The following is a 15498-nucleotide window of genomic DNA, read 5'->3' on the forward strand; positions in this document are numbered from 1 at the left end:
AGGGAAGATCACGCGATGCAGAACGACACGCCGCCGATCGACCCAGCGCGCTCGCGCCCGCCCACGCTGGCCGGCGCCCGCGCCTGGATCATCAGCGACGGCAAGGCCGGCCACGAGGCCCTGACCCGTGGCGTTGCCGAGGCGCTTGGCGTCGCCGTCGAATGGAAGCGCGTCGCCCCGTCCGGCATCTGGAAAGCCATGGCGCCCTGGGGGCCGGTGGCTCCGGGAGAGCGCTTCGGCCAGCCCGACACCGCCTTCGCTCCGCCCTGGCCGGACATCGCCTTGGCGGCGGGCCGGACGACGATGCCCTATCTCCGTGCGCTGAGGAAGCACGCCGGGCTCAAGACCTACACCGTGGTGATGATGGACCCGAAGACGGCCCCGGCGAGCGCGGACCTCTTCTGGGTGCCGCAGCACGACAAACGGCGCGGGCCGAACGTGATGACGACCCTGACCGCGCCGCATCCGCTGTCGCCGGCCCGCTTGGCCGAAGTGCGCAGCCAGGGCGACAACGCCATCGCGCGCCTCAAGACGCCTCGTGTCGCGGTGCTCGTAGGGGGACCGAACGAGCGCTATCGCTATCCTGCCGAGACGGTCGCACGCCTCGCGGAAACAGTGCGCTCGCTTGCCGCCCTCGGCGCCGGGTTGATGATCACTGTTTCGCGTCGCACGCCGCCGGAGCTCGTCGCAGCCCTCGACGCCGCAGTTGAGGGCGCGGACGCGCTGTTCTGGAAAGGCGAGGGGGCCAATCCCTACGCGGCGTTCCTAGCTCACGCCGACGCCTTCCTCGTCACCGCCGACAGCGTCAACATGGTGGGAGAAGCGGCGGCCACCGGGCGTCCGATCTACGTCTTCGAGCCGGAAGGCGGCGCGCCGAAGTTCACGGCGCTGCACGACGCGCTGCGCGCCCAAGGGGTGACGCGCAACGCCCCGGCGCGTTTCGACACGCTGGAGCAATGGGACTACCCGCCACTCTACGCCGCCACCGCCATCGCCCGTGAGATCGAGACCCGCTGGCAGCGCCGCAAGGCCATGCTGCCGGGCTTGACCTAGAGTGCTTCCGGAAAAGTGGGAACCGGTTTTCCGATAAGAAGCACGATAGAACAAAGGGCTAGAGTCTTTCGGCGATTCAACCAAAACCTGAAAGACTCTAGCCCTCAGCAATCAAGAGCGACGAGAGCCTTCGAACCCATGACGGCACCGATCACAGCCGGCGGCACGCTCCCTTCGGAGGGTGCGCTTTCATTTCCCTCGCGCGTTTGGCGCTGGATCGAGATGGCGATCCTGTTCGCGGGCGGCCCGATCGGCATGTACTGGCTCGTGCACGGCGAGAAGATGCCGATCTTCGCCGCCACCTTCGGCCAGAAGATCCCGATCTTCGTCGCCCTGCTGCCTGTGCTCACGATCGCCGTTCTCATGCTCCTCGCGGATCCCACGTTCCAGCTCCGCCGCGAGCTTTCGCGACGCGTCTCCTGGCGCAACGCGCTTTCGATCCTGACCGTCTTCGCGATTGGCGGCGGCTATGCAACCTATTGGGTGCTGACGCACCATCCCGACTGGTTCCTGGAATTTCCGACCAACCGGCCGGAAACGTACCGCCGCATCATGCTGGCCTATCCGCTGTTTTCGGTCGCCGCGCAGGAGCTGCTCTATCGCACGTTCTATTTCCACCGCTACGGACCGCTGTTCGGCAGCCAAAGGTGGCTCGCAGTGATCGTCAACGGCGTCGCGTTCGGCTTTGCCCATATCGTCATGGGTTCGCAGTTCGCGATTATCGCCACGATGCTCGGCGGATTAATTCTCGCCGCCCGCTACGCCCAGACCCGCAGCTTCTGGGCCGTCTTCATCGAGCACACGATCTGGGGCTGGCTCATCTTCACCGTCGGCCTCGGCCGCTACTTCTTCACGGGCGTCTCGAACGTGTAGGCAACGGGCAGCAGGCAGCCGGCAGCATCAAAAAGTCATACCCGTTGCCGGCTGCCTGCTGCCGATTTCACCTTCTCTTGTCCTGCATGATCTCGAGCTGCAACTGCTGGATTTCGGCCAGCCGCTGCCACTGCTTGCTGATGAGGTGATCGAGCTTTTCGTGCAGATGCCGGATCTCAAGCTCCGCTTTGAGGTTCACCTGATAGTCGTTGAGTGAGCGCAGCCGGTCCTTCGCCTCCTGTCGCTTCTGGCTCATCATGATGACGGGGGCCTGGAGCGCGGCGATGCACGACAGGATGAGGTTGAGCAGGATGAACGGGTAGGGATCGAACGTGTCGGACCCGCGCGCGAGATTGAACGCGATCCACACGCCGAGCAGCACCAGGAAGCTGATGATGAACATCCAGCTGCCGCCGAAACTCGCCAGGTGATCGGAGACGATTTCGCCGAAGGTGCGCTTCTCGTCGAAGTCCTCTTCCACGTTTTCCGCGAGCGTCTCGTTGGTGGCGAGACTTTCGGCGACCCTCCGTTCGATCTCGCTGATGTCGCCAGTTTCCGCCGAAAGCAGTTCCTCGACATAGAGCGTCCGATAGCGTGCGAGCTCCGCCCGTGAGACCAGCGCGTCGGGCGGCAAGTCCGGGAAGTCGCGGTGGATGAGTTCGGCCAGGCTCGGCCGGATCGTCTCCAGGTTCACGAGTTGCCGGCGGGGCCACTCGCGCCCGGTGATCGCGCAGGGCGCCTTGGAAGATTGAGTGCCGTGGTTTTGCATGGGGCTGGCCTCTGCCGGGAGCGTTTTCCCCTTGAAAATGGCAAGGGGTGAGCGGAAGGGCAACCGGTCCGCACCCTACAGATCCGTATTCCAGCGATTGAGATTGGCGGCCCGATCCGCTAAAACCCGCCCAACTCCCGAAACCTTCAAAAAGGAAGAGGCGCCCGAATGGCTGCGGCCCACCAGTACGTCTACCACATGCACAAGCTCTCCAAGGCCTACCCAGGCGGCAAGCAGGTCCTAAAGGACATCTCGCTGTCGTTCCTGCCCGGCGCCAAGATCGGCGTCGTGGGCCTCAACGGCGCGGGCAAGTCGACCCTTCTCAAGATCATGGCCGGCACCGTCGACGACTTCCTGGGCGAGGCGAAGCCCGCCGACGGCGTCAAAGTCGGCTATCTGGCTCAGGAGCCCGAACTAGATCCCTCGAAGGACGTGCTCGGCAACGCCATGGAGGGCGTGGCGGAGAAGAAGGCGATCCTCGACCGCTACAACGAGATCGCCGCCAATTATTCCGACGAGACCGCCGACGAGATGACGGCGCTCCAGGACCAGATCGACGCGCTGGACCTGTGGGATCTCGACACCCAGGTCGAGCAGGCGCTCGACGCGCTCCGTTGTCCGCCCGGAGACAGCCCGGTGACCAATCTCTCGGGCGGCGAAAAGCGCCGCGTGGCGCTGACCCGCCTGCTGCTGTCGAAGCCCGACATCCTGCTGCTCGACGAGCCGACCAACCATCTCGACGCCGAAAGCGTCGCCTGGCTCGAGCACTTTCTGAAGGAGTACACAGGCTGCGTCATTCTCGTGACGCATGACCGCTACTTCCTCGACAACCTCACCGACTGGACGCTGGAGCTGGATCGCGGACAGGGCGTTCCCTACAAGGGCAACTATTCGAGCTGGCTCGAGCAGAAAGCCAAGCGCGCCGAGAGCGAGAAGGCCACCGAGGAAGGCCGCCAGAAGCAGATGGCCCGCGAGTTGGAATGGATCCGCTCGTCGCCCAAGGCGCGGCAGGCGAAATCCAAGGCGCGTATCTCGGCGTTCGACAAGCTCGTGGAGGAATCGGGCCGCGAAGACTTGGGCAAGGCCTCGTTCTCGATCGCGCCCGGCCCGCGTCTCGGCGACATGGTTGTCGAGGTCGACGGACTGTCGAAGGCGTTCGGCGACCGCCTGCTGATCGATAACCTGACCTTCAAGCTGCCCCCGGGCGGCATCGTCGGCGTCATCGGCCCGAACGGCGCCGGCAAGACGACGCTCTTCAAGATGATAACGGGCAAGGAGCAGCCGGACGGCGGCTCGATCAAGCTCGGCCCGACGGTCAAGCTCGCCTACGTCGACCAGAGCCGCGACCATCTCGACGACAAGAAGACCGTGTGGGAGGAAATCTCGGGCGGCCTCGACATCATGAAATTCGGCGACAAGAAGGAAATGTCGAGCCGCGCCTATTGCGGCTGGTTCAACTTCAAGGGACCGGACCAGCAGAAGAAGGTCGGGCTGCTCTCGGGCGGCGAGCGCAACCGCGTGCATCTCGCCAAGATGCTGAAGGAGGGCGGCAATCTGTTGCTGCTCGACGAACCGACCAACGACCTCGACACGGAAACACTCGGCGCGCTCGAAGCGGCCCTTGAGGATTTCCCGGGCTGCGCCGTGGTCATCTCACATGACCGCTTCTTCCTGGATCGTCTCGCGACCCACATCCTGGCTTTCGAAGGCGACAGCCACGTCGAATGGTTCGAGGGCAACTTCGAGGCCTACGAAGAAGACAAAAAGCGCCGCCTCGGCGAAGCCTCCGTCGAGCCGCACCGCATCAAGTTCAAGCGGTTCGAGAGGTAGGGCGAAATTGACAAATTTGGATTGCTCGCAGCGGGTTAAATCCTGCTGCGAGCCTCGCTTTACGCATTTGTAAGCGCGATGTAAGCGCGCCCCGCCAATCTCCGGGACTATAACTGGCAGTGCACTGCCAAGCCCCAAGGAGATTACGATGAAAAAGTTATTTGCAACGCTTGCCCTGCTGGGCGCACTGAGCATCTCGGCTCACGCCGACGACAGCTGTCAGGCTCAAGCGGCCGCAAAAAAACTTCACGGAGCGGCCGAAACGAGCTTCATCAAGAAATGCTCGTCCGGCTCGAAGGCCAAGTGCGAAACGGATGCCAAGGCCAAGAACCTGCACGGCGCTGCGGAAACGAGTTTCGTGACGAAGTGCATGAAGGGCGCGTGAGCGCCGAACGGCCCCTTGGCTAACGGACGTATGTTCGTATAAAAAGCTCCAGCTTTGCGCCGCGCAACGGTCGCGAAGAATGGGCTCGCCCAATGCCGCTCACGCTCTACGCCCACCCGTTCTCGTCCTACTGCCAGAAGGCCCTGATCGCGCTCTATGAGAACGCGACGCCGTTCACCTATCGCGTGCTCGGCGAAGACCCTGAGGCCGGCGCGGACTGGGCGAGCCTGTGGCCGATGAAGCGGATGCCGGTCCTCGCCGATGGTGACCGCACGGTCTTGGAATCGAGCACGATCATCGAATACCTCGACCAACGGCATCCGGGGGCCGTGCGCCTCGTTCCCGAAGAGGCCGGCGCCGCGCTCGACGCGCGCATGTGGGACCGCATCTTCGACAACTACATTATGACGCCGATGCAGAAAATCGTGCTCGACCACCTTCGCCCGGACGGCAAGCGCGATCCCCATGGCGTGCTTCATGCACGCGAGATGCTCGACACCGCCTATAGGTGGATCGACGGCGCGTTTGCGGGCAAGCAATGGGCCGCGGGCGATGCGTTCGGTCTTGCCGATTGCGCTGCCGCGCCGTCCCTCTTCTATGCCGACTGGGTGCAAGAGATCGATCCCGAGTTTGCCAATCTCCGGGCCTACCGCGCGCGCTTGCTGGCGAGGCCTTCGGTTGCGCGCTGCATCGACGAAGCCCGCCCCTATCGGAAATATTTCCCGCCCGGCGCGCCCGACCGGGATTGACCTGATCACGCCGCCTGAGGCGTGCGGCCCGGCTGAGGGCCGATCGATTTTTTTTGCAGCGCACGTAAGCAGACCGCCAGGAATGCGGGCAGCGACCCCGGCTAAGTCTCTCGGTCCCCAGAAATATTCACGCTAAGCGACGCGTTCGATTGACCGCGGCCGCGACGCGTTTTTGAATGTTTTGCGACAGTCGATTGGGAGACCGCCCATGATGAGCATGATGTCCACAGGTCACTTGAACGTCTGCGCTCTGGCCGCTCTCTGCATCGCGGCGCTTGGAGCGGCGCCTGCCCTCGCGCTTCAGAGGGGCGCGAGCGACATGTTGCGGAATACGGGCGAGGTCCACGATCTGCCCGCGATCGATGGCAAAAGCGAGCTCGTCTATCTCGACTTCAACGCGCCGTTGGAGCGTATCGTCCCTGCGCTCCTGCGCACCTCGTCCTACCAGTGGCCCTACAACGCATTCGAAATGCTGGTCAAAAAGCATGGGCGCAGCAAGGTTCGGGAGGCCATCGCAACGCACTTGCGGGCCCTCAACGACACGGCGCTGCTGTTGACCCACAAAGGCGCGGCGATGGGCTGGAACAATCCGCTGTCCGAGCTGAAGCTGCCCGGCGATACGTGGCTCAGAAAATGATCTGCACCCGCTCGACCTGAGGCCGGCTAATTCGAATAGGCCCGGTCGAGGTTGCGCGCCTTGTCGAGGTTCACGGCCTGATCCCGGCCCACCAGGGCTTCGATATGGGCCGAGCTGAGATCCGCCCCGTTGAAATCGGCCTTCGCGACGTTCGCGCCATGGAAATCCGCCCCCGAGAGCGCCGCGCCCGCAAGCACGCTGCCGGACAGGTTGGCCTCCTTGAGGGATGCGAATTCCAAGACGACGCCGATCAGCCCTGCGTTCGTGAGCGACGCGCCGTCGAGCTTGGCCGAGCGCAGGATGAAAGGATGGCGGCGGCTGTCGCGTGCGGGCTTGCCGTCGGTCATGTTGATGCCGTCGAGGTGCGCACCCACCAGGCTCGCCTGGGACAGGTCGCACGCCACGCGCGCCTTCGAGAGGTTGGCGCCGTCGAGCTTCGCGCGCAGGAATTGGGAGGAGACAAGGCTCGCGCCCTCGAGATTGGCGCTCGTGAGGTTTGCGTCCACGCCCCAGGCCTGATTGAGCATCGCGCCGGAGAGATTCGCACCCGTGAGGTTCGTGCCGTTGAGGCGCGCCGCCTGAAGGTTGGCGCCGTGCAGATCGAGACCGGAGAGGTCGAGCCGGTTGAGCTGCTTGCCGCTGAAATCCACGGCCCCCGCAGAACCCGCCGCCGCGATGGCCGCCTCGACGTCAGCGCGCGAGACATCGGCCTTCGTGAAGGCGTCCGAGTTGAGGTCAATGTACTGCCACAGATCCTGCGCCGGCGATGGCGGGATGGGCATCGCGAAAAGCAAGCCAACGGCTGTAGAAATCGCGAACGCAAAGCGCATCGTCACCACCCTGGAATATTTTCCGGACCTTACCGCGCCGCCGCGCCTAGTGCGAGCGGCGGATGTGGCCTAACTGCAAGCGACCCTAGTCTTCGGGATACACGCCGCGCAGCACCTCGTCGAAATGCGCCTTGACGCTGTCGTTGCAGGCGCAGGCGCGCTCCACCAGCATTTTTTTATCACGCACGACAAGCGACCCGCGCCGCGTTTCCAGAATGCCGTCCGCCTTGAATGTCTGGATTACGCGGCTGGTGTAGCTCCGGCCGACGCCAAGCATCGACGCCAGTTCTTCATGCGTCAGCGGCACGACTTCGCTGTCCGTGCGCTCCATCGCCGACACGATCCACTTCGCCGTGCGCTGTTCGATGGAGTGGATTGCGTTGCACGCCGTCGACTGGAAGATCTGCGCCAGCAGGCAATCGGCATAGCGAGCGAAAAGCGAGCGCAGGCTCGGCGAGCGCGCTTTGGCCGCTTCGAGCTGGCTCACCGGCATGGAGCTGAACCGGCCGCCGAATTTCACGACGACGCGGCAATAGGCGGGCAGATTTCCCAAACTGACGATACCACCGACGGCGCCTTCGCGGCCGATCAGGATCGTCTCGACATCGCGTCCGTCCGCGTTCGCGACGAGGTAGGAAATGAGGCTAGGGCCGCAGGGGAAGTAAACCGTGGCGACGTTGTCTCCAGGCTTGTAAAGCTCCTGCCCGCCCTCGCAATCGATGACGCTCAGATGCGGCTTGATCAACGCGAAATCGTCACGGCGCAAAGCCCGCAATAGGTTGCTTTCGCAAATTTCGTCGTCGCCCGGCCGCGAGCTACTTTCAAGAACCATTCAAACACCTGTGAACCCCTATCCTGTCCCTTGTGTGCACAAGTGCACAGACACCGCAAGGGTTAACTGCTTGAGTGATTGCGGTCGAAGTGAGGTTGAAAGTTCATTTCGATCTGCTCGTGAGAGCACTCCTAAACACGTTCTGCACTTGGTTTCCGTGACGCATCCCAGGCGGCCAGAAATCGAGATCGATCACTGGCGCCCTGACTTTGAGCAGGAGTTTGCAGGTGGATCACGCAGATCGTTCCTTCCGCATCGACCTCCAGACCAGTGAGCCAGTTATGGGCACGTCCGATAGTGAGCCTGAGCTGACGCCGCGCCCGCCGAAAGACGTTCTCATCGTCGAAGACAACTTCCTGATAGCCTTGGACACGCAGGAGATGCTGACAGAGCTTGGCGTCACCAGCGTCCGCACCGCAGGCACGGTCGAGGAAGCCCTCGAAATGATCGCCGCACAGGTTCCGGATTTTTGCCTTCTGGACGTCAATCTGGGCCAAGAAAAGAGCTTCGACGTGGCCGAGCGGCTGTTTGCCCTCGGCGTGCGGTTCGCCTTTGCGACCGGCTACGGCGAGCGGGACGCATTCCCGGTCCATTTCGCCGACGCCGCCATCGTCAGCAAGCCCTACACGATCGACAGGCTCCGTCAGGCCATCGCCTTCACCGAGTAGCTCCGCACACCGCTACCGCCAGTGCGGTCACGCGAAAAGACGTGCGGCCGCGCGAAACAACGCATGTTGCCGCGCTTTGCGTCCGACTAAGATAGGCGCCCGGTCGAAGAAGCCTGGAGCGCCGCCACGCATGGATCTCGTACGCCTCTACACGCGTGCTCTCTCACAGCTCTCGTCCGAAAAGGCCTTGGCCGTCACGCTCGCGCTGGCGTCGGTCGCGATCGGCTTTGTGCAGCTTGCCGAGCCGATCCTGCTCGGCCGCGTGGTCGACGCGCTCTCGCGGGGCGAGGCGGCGTTTCCCACAATCGGACTTTGGGCCGCGCTCGGTCTGTTCGGCATCTTGGCGAGCGTCGTCGTCGCGGTGTTCGCCGACCGCCTGGCCCATCGCCGCCATCTGGCCGCCATGGCCGACGCCTTCGAGCGCGCCATCACCCTGCCGCAGGGCTATCACGCCAGCCGGGGCTCGGGTGCCGTCGTCCGCTCACTTCTCCAAGGCACGGATTCCCTGTTCTGGTTGTGGCTCGGGGCCATGCGCGAGCAGGTGACGGCTGTTGCGGGCGTGGTGATGCTGGTGCCCGCGGCGATCCACATGGATCCGCGCATGGCCGCCATCCTCGGCGTGCTTGCCGTCGCCTACATCGCCATGAACGCGCTCGTCATGCGCAAGACAAAGGCCGGGCAGGCGAACGTCGAGCGCTACAATTCCGCCGTTTACGGGCGCGTGGGCGACGTGATCGGCAACGTCACGGTCGTCCAGAGCTTCGCGCGGCTGCGCGCCGAGACCGACGCCATGCGCGCCGTCATGAGCGACCTTCTTGCCGCGCAATACCCCGTGCTGACCTGGTGGGGAATCCTGACGGTCCTGCAACGCGCCGCCGCGACCATCACCATGGTTGCCGTGTTCGCAACCGGTGCGGTGCTCGCTGGCCGTGGCGAACTGTCGGTCGGCGAGATCGTCTCGTTCGTGGGCTTCGCCAGCCTCCTGATCGCCAAGCTCGATCAGATATCCGGCTTCGTCACGGCCATGCACCGGCGCGCGCCGATCATGCGGGCCTATTTTGCGCTGCTCGACGAGCGCGATGAAATTTCCGAGCGCCCCGGCGCCCAGCCGCTGCCGCCGGTCAAAGGGGATGTGCGCTACGAGGGCGTGAGCTTCCGCTTTCCCGACACGGAGCAAGGCGTTTTCGATCTCACTCTGAACGCGAAGCCCGGACAGACCGTCGCGCTCGTCGGCCCGACCGGTTCGGGGAAATCCACCACCGCCTCGCTGCTCATGCGCTTGCGCAATCCCGAGGCCGGCCGCGTGCTGATTGATGGCCACGACATTACCGGCGTGACGCTCGCATCGGTGCGCCAGCAGATCGCCGTTGTCTTCCAGGATGCGGGCCTCTTCAACCGCTCGATTGGCGACAACATCGCCGTTGGCCGGCCGGGCGCCACGATGGCCGAGGTCGAGCACGCCGCGCGCATGGCCGAAGCGCACGACTTCATCGCCCGCAAGCCGGAAGGCTACGGCTTCGTCATCGGCGAGCGGGGCGTGGCCTTGTCCGGCGGCGAACGCCAGCGCATCGCCATCGCGCGCGCCATCCTGAAGGACGCGCCCATCCTCGTGCTCGACGAAGCGACCAGCGCCCTCGATGCCGAGACGGAGGCCCGCATCAAGCGCGCGCTCGACCGCCTGCGCGCGGGCCGCACCACGTTCATCATCGCGCACCGCCTGTCGACTGTCGCCAATGCCGACGAAATCCTCGTCCTCGACCAGGGGCGCATCGTCGAGCGGGGCAGGTTCGCGGAGCTTGCGGCGGGGAAGGGCTTGTTCGCGCGCATGGTGTCGGAAGGCGGCTTCACGATCCCGAAAGCGGTCGACGGCGAGCCGCAGAAGGACATGGCGATCTCCGCCGGCTAGAGTGCTTCCGGAAAAGTGGGAACCGGTCATGGCGGAGCCATGCCAGCGACAGTGTCCGGTAAGAAGCGCGACAAAACAAAAACCTAGAGCCGTTCCGCGGTTCCGCTTAGAGCGGAACGGCTCTAGGCCGCAACCGGCTTGCGCAGCCGCGGCCACAACAGGTTGAGCGCGAGACCGCACATGACGAAGGCTGCCGCCCAGAGCTTCCAGTCATCCAGCGGCTCGCCGAGCCAAACGGCCGACGCCCCCATCCCGAAGATTGGCACCAGCAGCGACATCGGCGCGATCGTGGCGACGGGATAACGCGACAGCAGCGCGCTCCATACCGCATACCCGAACAGGGTATTAGCAAAGGACTGCCAGGCAACTGAGGCCCACGTGGCGACAGTCGAGTTGGTGAGTCCCGTCTGAATGGCCGGCCAGCCTTCGAACGCGAACGACAGCGCAAACAGCGGCAATGGCGCGAAAAGACTTCCCCACACGACGTAAGCCAACATGTCGACGTTGGGAGTCGAACGAACGATAATATTGCTCAGCGCCCAGCTGGCTGCTGCCGCAAGCACGAGCGCAAGGCCTAGGAGTGTTGTTGTCGCGTCGGTATGCTGCAAAATGATGAGCAAGCCAGAGAACGCAATCGCTAGCGCGACGACCTGATAGGCGCCGAGTCGTTCCCGACTAATCATGGCGGCCAGCAGAACGGTGAAGAACACCTGCGTCTGCACGACAAGTGACGCCAGTCCCGGAGTGATCATCCCGTGCATGGCGGTGTAGAGCAGGCCGAACTGCCCTGCGCCGACGAAAACACCGTAGGCCGCGAGGTTCAGCCACGGCACCGCCGGCCGCTTCAGGAACAGCACGGCGGGCAAGAGTGCGAAGGTAAAGCGGAGCGCTGCAAACAGGAGAGGCGGAAGATGCTCGAGTCCGACGTAGATGACGACGAAGTTCGAGCCCCAGACAGCCGTCACCGCAAGCGCCAGCAGCGCGTCGCGCAACGAGAGACTGTCGGGCGCGGCGCGCACTGGTATCGGGAGCCTAAGGTAGGGCCGGCGGACGAAATCGGCCGCGGCGGTTGGTGGTGATTAGCCCGCGACGGCGGGGGCGGGCGTGGGCGTGTTGGAACGGCTGACGCCGAACCCGTGCATGCGGAGCTTCCACTGGAGCGCGACGATGAAGCCCTTCACTGGCTGCAAGAGAACGAGCGTGAGAATAACCGTGAGCGGCAGCCAAAGCGACCAGTGCACCCAGACCGGCGGCGCGTATGTGAACTCCGCCCAGAGCACGAGGCCGACGACGATGTGGCCGACGATGGACATGACGATGTAAGCCGGCATGTCGTCGGCGCGGTGATGATGCAACTCCTCGCCGCACGACGGGCAGGACTCGACGACCTTGAGGAACTTGCCGAACAGACGGCCTTCGCCGCATTCGGGGCACTTGCAGCGCGCCCCGCGCAAGAGCGCCAACTTCATGGATGGCTCGGCAGCGGTCATCTGAGGTCTCCTCGGGTCGCCTTATTGATTTCCTGGACGATACCCACGATTGTATGGATCCACAACGCGCGAAATGACCCAATTGTATGGATTGGACACCGACAATCTCCGACCGTCAGGGGCCGATCTACCAGCGCATCGTCAACGCGCTGGCGGACGACATCGCGGCCGGTCGCGTCCACAGCGGGCAACCCCTTCCGACCCACAGGGCCTTGGCGACGGCGCTGGGTGTCGACGTCACGACCGTCACGCGTGCCTACACCGAAGCCGGGCGCCAGGGGCTGACCGAAGCGCGCGTCGGACGCGGAACGTACGTCAAGGGAGCGGCCCCACAGTCCACACGCCCGCTCGCGTCCCCCGGCATCGATCTCTCGATGAACCTCCCCCCGCAACCCGCCCATGCGCGTTTCGATTCACGCCTCGCGCACAGCCTCGGTGAAATCCGCGCCGGTCCTGGCTTTGCCGCCTACTTCGCCTACCAACAGCCGGCGGGAACGCTGAACGAACGCCAGATCGCGGCCGCCTGGATGGACGCGGTCTTGCCGGGCGTAACGGCGGATCGCGTGCTCCTCGCGCCGGGAACGCAAGCGGCTTTGTACGCCCTCCTGGCCGCGCACACGCAGCCAGGGGACACGGTTCTCACGGAATGCCTGACCTATCCCGGCATCAAGGCGGTGGCGACGGCCGTGGGCGTCACGCTCGCAGGTGTCGCGATGGACGGCGACGGAATGATCCCCGCGGCGCTGGACCGGGCGGCGCGCGCTCACGCCGCGAAGCTCGTCTATTTGATGCCGACGATCCACAATCCAACGACGATCACCATGCCGGAGGAGCGCCGCCGCCGGATCGCGGACGTCATCCGCAAACGCGGCCTCGTCCTGATCGAGGACGACCCCTATTCGTTTCTTGCTCCCGGATCGCTTCCGCTGACCGCGCTCATCCCGGACCGGAGCTACCTCGCGGCCAGCCTCGCCAAATGCATCGCGCCCGGGTTTCGAGCGTCCATCCTGGTCACGCCCGACACGCAGGCTTCGGAGAAGGTGGCGAAGCGGTTGCGAGCCATGCTGCAAATGTCGGTGCCGTTGATGGCAGCCGTGCTGACGCGCTGGATGCGGGACGGCACGGCATCCGCCATCGTCGATGCCGTACGCGCGGAAGCCGTTGCCCGCCAAAGCCTCGCCCGCAAAATCCTAGGTCCAGACAGCTTTGCGGCGCACCCGCAAGGGCTCCACGCGTGGGTGCCTCTGCCGGACGGGTTGCCGGCCGGGCGCTTCGCTGCTGAACTGCATGGCCGCGGGTTGGCAGTCGTGACCGCCGATGCCTTCGCGGTCGACGCGGAACCGCCCGGCGCGATCCGTCTCGCGCTCGGCGCGGCGCAAAATCGCGCCCAGCTTGTCAAGGCCCTCGAAATCCTGTCCGGGGCCCTGACCAGCGGAGGCCTTAAGCGGCCCTAGACACGCTCCTCCTCGAGCACGGCGGACGCGTCTTTGGCGTTCTCATAGACCTGCGTCTTGAGCCCACGCCGGCGCAGCGCATCCTGAAGCTTCAGGCGCGTGAGTTCGCTCGTCGCGTAGCGCGCCGTGCGCTCGTAGTGATGCTTGACCATGTACGCGACCATGTCGGCGTACTCGTCATAGAGATCTTCCGCGATCCGGCAGCTGTCCTGATTGACGAGCGAGTTGACGCGCTTGCCCGCTTTCTCGCACGCGGCGACGAGCACCTTCTGCAGGTCGGCGACATCGGCCTTCTTGCGCACGCTCCAGGCTTGCAGGTCGACGGAGAGAATGTTGCGGGCCGGATCGTAGCTGACGCGCTCGGCGAGTTTGACGTTCAGGAGATCGGCGAGCAGGTCCATCGGCTCGTTGAGGAACAGCCGCGGGTTCATCGTGATCGGCTTGTGGATATGCGGCTTGAACGCCATGTGCGGAAGGATGTCCCGCTCGATGTCGATGCCGGGCGCCACCTCGATCAACTCGAGGCCGTGGTCCGTGAGCTGGAACACGCAGCGTTCCGTGACGTAGATGACCGGCTGAGACTTCTGCGCGGCGTACTGACCGGAGAACGTCACCTGCTCCACCTGCTTCACGAATTTTTTGGCGCGCCCTTCCTTGACGATGCGAATCTTGCCGTCCTCGATGGCGATTTCGAGCCCGCCTGCCGTGAACGTGCCCGCGAACACCACCGCGCGCGCGTTCTGCGAAATGTCGATGAAGCCGCCGCAGCCGTTCAGTTTGCCGCCGAACTTGCTCGTGTTGACGTTGCCGAGGCTGTCGCACTCCGCCATGCCGAGGCAGGTGAGATCGAGGCCGCCGCCGTGATAGAAATCGAACATCTGGTTCTGGTCGAGGATCGAATGCGCGTTCGCCGATGAGCCGAAGCTCGATCCGCCCGCGAGCACACCGCCGACCGCTCCGGCCTCCGTCGTCATGACGAGGTAGGGCGTGACTTTCTCTTCATTGGCGACATTGGCGACGCCGTCCGGTGCACCGACACCGAGGTTGATGACGCCGTTGGGCGGCAGTTCGAACGCGGCGCGCCGCGCGATGATCTTGCGCTCGTCGAGGTTCATGGTCGGCAGGCTGTCGACGGTCACGCGAACTTCACCGGCAAGGCCGGCATCGTAGAGCACGCCGTAGTTCATGCGGTGCATCTCGGGCGGATCGGCGATCACGACGCAATCGACGAGAATGCCGGGCACTTTGACGTCTTTCGGCTTGATCGAGCCCTCGGCGACGATGCGTTCGACCTGCGCAATGACGAGGCCGCCATTATTGTGTGCGGCCATGGCCTGCGCGAGCACATCCAGCGTCAGCGCCTCGCGCTCCATGCTGAGATTGCCGAGCGGGTCGGCGCTCGTGGCGCGGATGAGCGCGACGTTGAGCGGCGTCGCCTTGTAGAACAGCCACTCCTGGCCCTCGACCTCGACCAGCTTGACGAGGTCTTCCTTGGTCACGGTGTTGACCTTGCCGCCGCCGAGACGCGGATCGACGTACGTATGCAGGCCAACCTTTGAAAAGAGCCCCGGGCTGCTGGAAGCGCATGTCCGGTACAACTTGGAAATGACGCCCTGGGGAAGATTGTAGCCCTGGATCTTGTTCTCCTGGGCGGCCTGCGCGACCTTCGGCATGCGCCCGAAGTTGGCGGCGATGACGCGTTTGAGCAGGCCTTCGTGATGCAGGCGGCCGGTGCCGAGCCCTTTGCTGTCGCCAGCGCCCGCGCACATGATGAGCGTCAGGTCGCGCGGCGCGCTCGTCTCGACGAAGCGCTTCTCGAGGGCGGCGTGAAGCATCTCGGGAATGCAGCTCTGCACGAACCCTGTGGTCGCGATCACATCGTTGTCACGAATGCGCGCAATAGCTTCGTCAGCCGAAACGACTTTGTTAGTCCGCATATCTTGTTTCCCCCAGGGGCCTTCACTCTTTGATGCCAGGCCGCGGGGACGCCGCATGCCGGGTCGTCGGTGAAGTGCTCGAAGC

The 15498-nt window shown here is 64.4% G+C and carries 15 protein-coding genes; 9 read left to right on the forward strand and 6 right to left on the reverse strand.

The annotated features are described in order from the left end of the window. Nucleotides 1–15: 15 nt before the first annotated feature. Nucleotides 16–1053, forward strand: a complete 1038-nt coding sequence (locus ACTIFK_RS14825; protein ID WP_439543858.1) for a mitochondrial fission ELM1 family protein — start codon at nucleotides 16–18, stop codon at nucleotides 1051–1053. 138 nt (nucleotides 1054–1191) lie between these two features. Beyond that, nucleotides 1192–1926 (forward strand): CPBP family intramembrane glutamic endopeptidase, encoded by a 735-nt coding sequence (locus ACTIFK_RS14830; RefSeq protein WP_439543859.1) that lies wholly within the window; start codon nucleotides 1192–1194, stop codon nucleotides 1924–1926. Between the two features lie 67 nt (nucleotides 1927–1993). Here the strand turns inward: ACTIFK_RS14830 and ACTIFK_RS14835 are convergent, their stop codons facing one another. Next, nucleotides 1994–2695, reverse strand: coding sequence for a DUF1003 domain-containing protein (locus tag ACTIFK_RS14835; RefSeq protein WP_439543860.1), 702 nt, complete (start codon nucleotides 2693–2695; stop codon nucleotides 1994–1996). A gap of 168 nt (nucleotides 2696–2863) precedes the next feature. Between ACTIFK_RS14835 and ettA the strand changes: the two genes are divergently transcribed. The 4 genes from ettA (at nucleotide 2864) to ACTIFK_RS14855 (ending at nucleotide 6296) form a co-directional block, all read left to right on the forward strand. Next, entirely contained in the window at nucleotides 2864–4525 is a 1662-nt protein-coding gene (gene ettA, locus ACTIFK_RS14840; RefSeq protein WP_439543861.1) for an energy-dependent translational throttle protein EttA, read from the forward strand. Between the two features lie 148 nt (nucleotides 4526–4673). After that, on the forward strand, nucleotides 4674–4910 hold the full coding sequence (locus ACTIFK_RS14845; protein ID WP_439543862.1) for a hypothetical protein: 237 nt from the start codon (nucleotides 4674–4676) through the stop codon (nucleotides 4908–4910). A 92-nt stretch (nucleotides 4911–5002) separates the two neighbouring features. Continuing rightward, nucleotides 5003–5659, forward strand: coding sequence for a glutathione S-transferase family protein (locus ACTIFK_RS14850; RefSeq protein ID WP_439543863.1), 657 nt, complete (start codon nucleotides 5003–5005; stop codon nucleotides 5657–5659). Nucleotides 5660–5867: 208 nt separating this feature from the next. Further along, the gene (locus ACTIFK_RS14855; protein WP_439543864.1) at nucleotides 5868–6296 is read left to right on the forward strand and encodes a hypothetical protein; all 429 of its coding nucleotides are present in this window, start codon (nucleotides 5868–5870) and stop codon (nucleotides 6294–6296) included. 26 nt (nucleotides 6297–6322) lie between these two features. On the opposite strand, the gene ACTIFK_RS14860 is transcribed toward ACTIFK_RS14855, so the two are convergent. Together ACTIFK_RS14860 and ACTIFK_RS14865 are read right to left on the reverse strand one after the other, a co-directional pair. Further along, entirely contained in the window at nucleotides 6323–7126 is an 804-nt protein-coding gene (locus ACTIFK_RS14860; RefSeq protein ID WP_439543865.1) for a pentapeptide repeat-containing protein, read from the reverse strand. Nucleotides 7127–7211: 85 nt separating this feature from the next. Beyond that, nucleotides 7212–7958 (reverse strand): Crp/Fnr family transcriptional regulator, encoded by a 747-nt coding sequence (locus tag ACTIFK_RS14865; protein WP_439543866.1) that lies wholly within the window; start codon nucleotides 7956–7958, stop codon nucleotides 7212–7214. A gap of 227 nt (nucleotides 7959–8185) precedes the next feature. Here ACTIFK_RS14865 and ACTIFK_RS14870 point away from each other — a divergent pair, with 227 nt between their 5' ends. Together ACTIFK_RS14870 and ACTIFK_RS14875 are read left to right on the forward strand one after the other, a co-directional pair. Beyond that, nucleotides 8186–8626 (forward strand): response regulator, encoded by a 441-nt coding sequence (locus ACTIFK_RS14870; protein WP_439543867.1) that lies wholly within the window; start codon nucleotides 8186–8188, stop codon nucleotides 8624–8626. 130 nt (nucleotides 8627–8756) lie between these two features. Then, nucleotides 8757–10532 carry a glucan ABC transporter ATP-binding protein/ permease gene (locus ACTIFK_RS14875; RefSeq protein ID WP_439543868.1) on the forward strand — a complete coding sequence of 592 codons (1776 nt, stop codon included), beginning with the start codon at nucleotides 8757–8759 and terminating at the stop codon, nucleotides 10530–10532. Nucleotides 10533–10654: 122 nt separating this feature from the next. Here ACTIFK_RS14875 and ACTIFK_RS14880 read toward each other — a convergent pair whose 3' ends face one another. Both ACTIFK_RS14880 and ACTIFK_RS14885 read right to left on the reverse strand, forming a co-directional pair. Continuing rightward, a complete protein-coding gene (locus tag ACTIFK_RS14880) occupies nucleotides 10655–11551 on the reverse strand; it encodes an EamA family transporter (RefSeq protein ID WP_439543869.1) in 897 nt (298 codons plus the stop codon). A gap of 60 nt (nucleotides 11552–11611) precedes the next feature. Next, nucleotides 11612–12022: a DUF983 domain-containing protein gene (locus tag ACTIFK_RS14885; protein ID WP_439543870.1), complete on the reverse strand. Its 411-nt coding sequence runs from the start codon at nucleotides 12020–12022 to the stop codon at nucleotides 11612–11614. Nucleotides 12023–12108: 86 nt separating this feature from the next. On the opposite strand from ACTIFK_RS14885, the gene ACTIFK_RS14890 reads away from it, so the two are divergent. Continuing rightward, nucleotides 12109–13476 carry a PLP-dependent aminotransferase family protein gene (locus tag ACTIFK_RS14890; protein WP_439543871.1) on the forward strand — a complete coding sequence of 456 codons (1368 nt, stop codon included), beginning with the start codon at nucleotides 12109–12111 and terminating at the stop codon, nucleotides 13474–13476. Here the strand turns inward: ACTIFK_RS14890 and ACTIFK_RS14895 are convergent. Further along, the gene (locus ACTIFK_RS14895) at nucleotides 13473–15413 is read right to left on the reverse strand and encodes an acyl CoA:acetate/3-ketoacid CoA transferase (protein ID WP_439543872.1); all 1941 of its coding nucleotides are present in this window, start codon (nucleotides 15411–15413) and stop codon (nucleotides 13473–13475) included. The two genes, ACTIFK_RS14890 and ACTIFK_RS14895, sit on opposite strands and share 4 nt — an antisense overlap. Nucleotides 15414–15498 lie beyond the last annotated feature (85 nt).

The sequence above is a fragment of the Hyphomicrobium sp. genome (genome assembly GCF_051860585.1).
Classification (GTDB): Bacteria; Pseudomonadota; Alphaproteobacteria; order Rhizobiales; family Hyphomicrobiaceae; genus Hyphomicrobium_C.

Bases quoted from the DNA above. Each gene is read 5' to 3' on its own strand.
- ACTIFK_RS14825 (WP_439543858.1), top strand. From the start codon at position 16: ATGCAGAACGACACGCCGCCGATCGACCCAGCGCGCTCGCGCCCGCCC.
- ACTIFK_RS14830 (WP_439543859.1), top strand. From the start codon at position 1,192: ATGACGGCACCGATCACAGCCGGCGGCACGCTCCCTTCGGAGGGTGCG.
- ACTIFK_RS14835 (WP_439543860.1), bottom strand. From the start codon at position 2,695: ATGCAAAACCACGGCACTCAATCTTCCAAGGCGCCCTGCGCGATCACC.
- ettA (WP_439543861.1), top strand. From the start codon at position 2,864: ATGGCTGCGGCCCACCAGTACGTCTACCACATGCACAAGCTCTCCAAG.
- ACTIFK_RS14845 (WP_439543862.1), top strand. From the start codon at position 4,674: ATGAAAAAGTTATTTGCAACGCTTGCCCTGCTGGGCGCACTGAGCATC.
- ACTIFK_RS14850 (WP_439543863.1), top strand. From the start codon at position 5,003: ATGCCGCTCACGCTCTACGCCCACCCGTTCTCGTCCTACTGCCAGAAG.
- ACTIFK_RS14855 (WP_439543864.1), top strand. From the start codon at position 5,868: ATGATGAGCATGATGTCCACAGGTCACTTGAACGTCTGCGCTCTGGCC.
- ACTIFK_RS14860 (WP_439543865.1), bottom strand. From the start codon at position 7,126: ATGCGCTTTGCGTTCGCGATTTCTACAGCCGTTGGCTTGCTTTTCGCG.
- ACTIFK_RS14865 (WP_439543866.1), bottom strand. From the start codon at position 7,958: ATGGTTCTTGAAAGTAGCTCGCGGCCGGGCGACGACGAAATTTGCGAA.
- ACTIFK_RS14875 (WP_439543868.1), top strand. From the start codon at position 8,757: ATGGATCTCGTACGCCTCTACACGCGTGCTCTCTCACAGCTCTCGTCC.
- ACTIFK_RS14885 (WP_439543870.1), bottom strand. From the start codon at position 12,022: ATGACCGCTGCCGAGCCATCCATGAAGTTGGCGCTCTTGCGCGGGGCG.
- ACTIFK_RS14890 (WP_439543871.1), top strand. From the start codon at position 12,109: ATGGATTGGACACCGACAATCTCCGACCGTCAGGGGCCGATCTACCAG.
- ACTIFK_RS14895 (WP_439543872.1), bottom strand. From the start codon at position 15,413: ATGCGGACTAACAAAGTCGTTTCGGCTGACGAAGCTATTGCGCGCATT.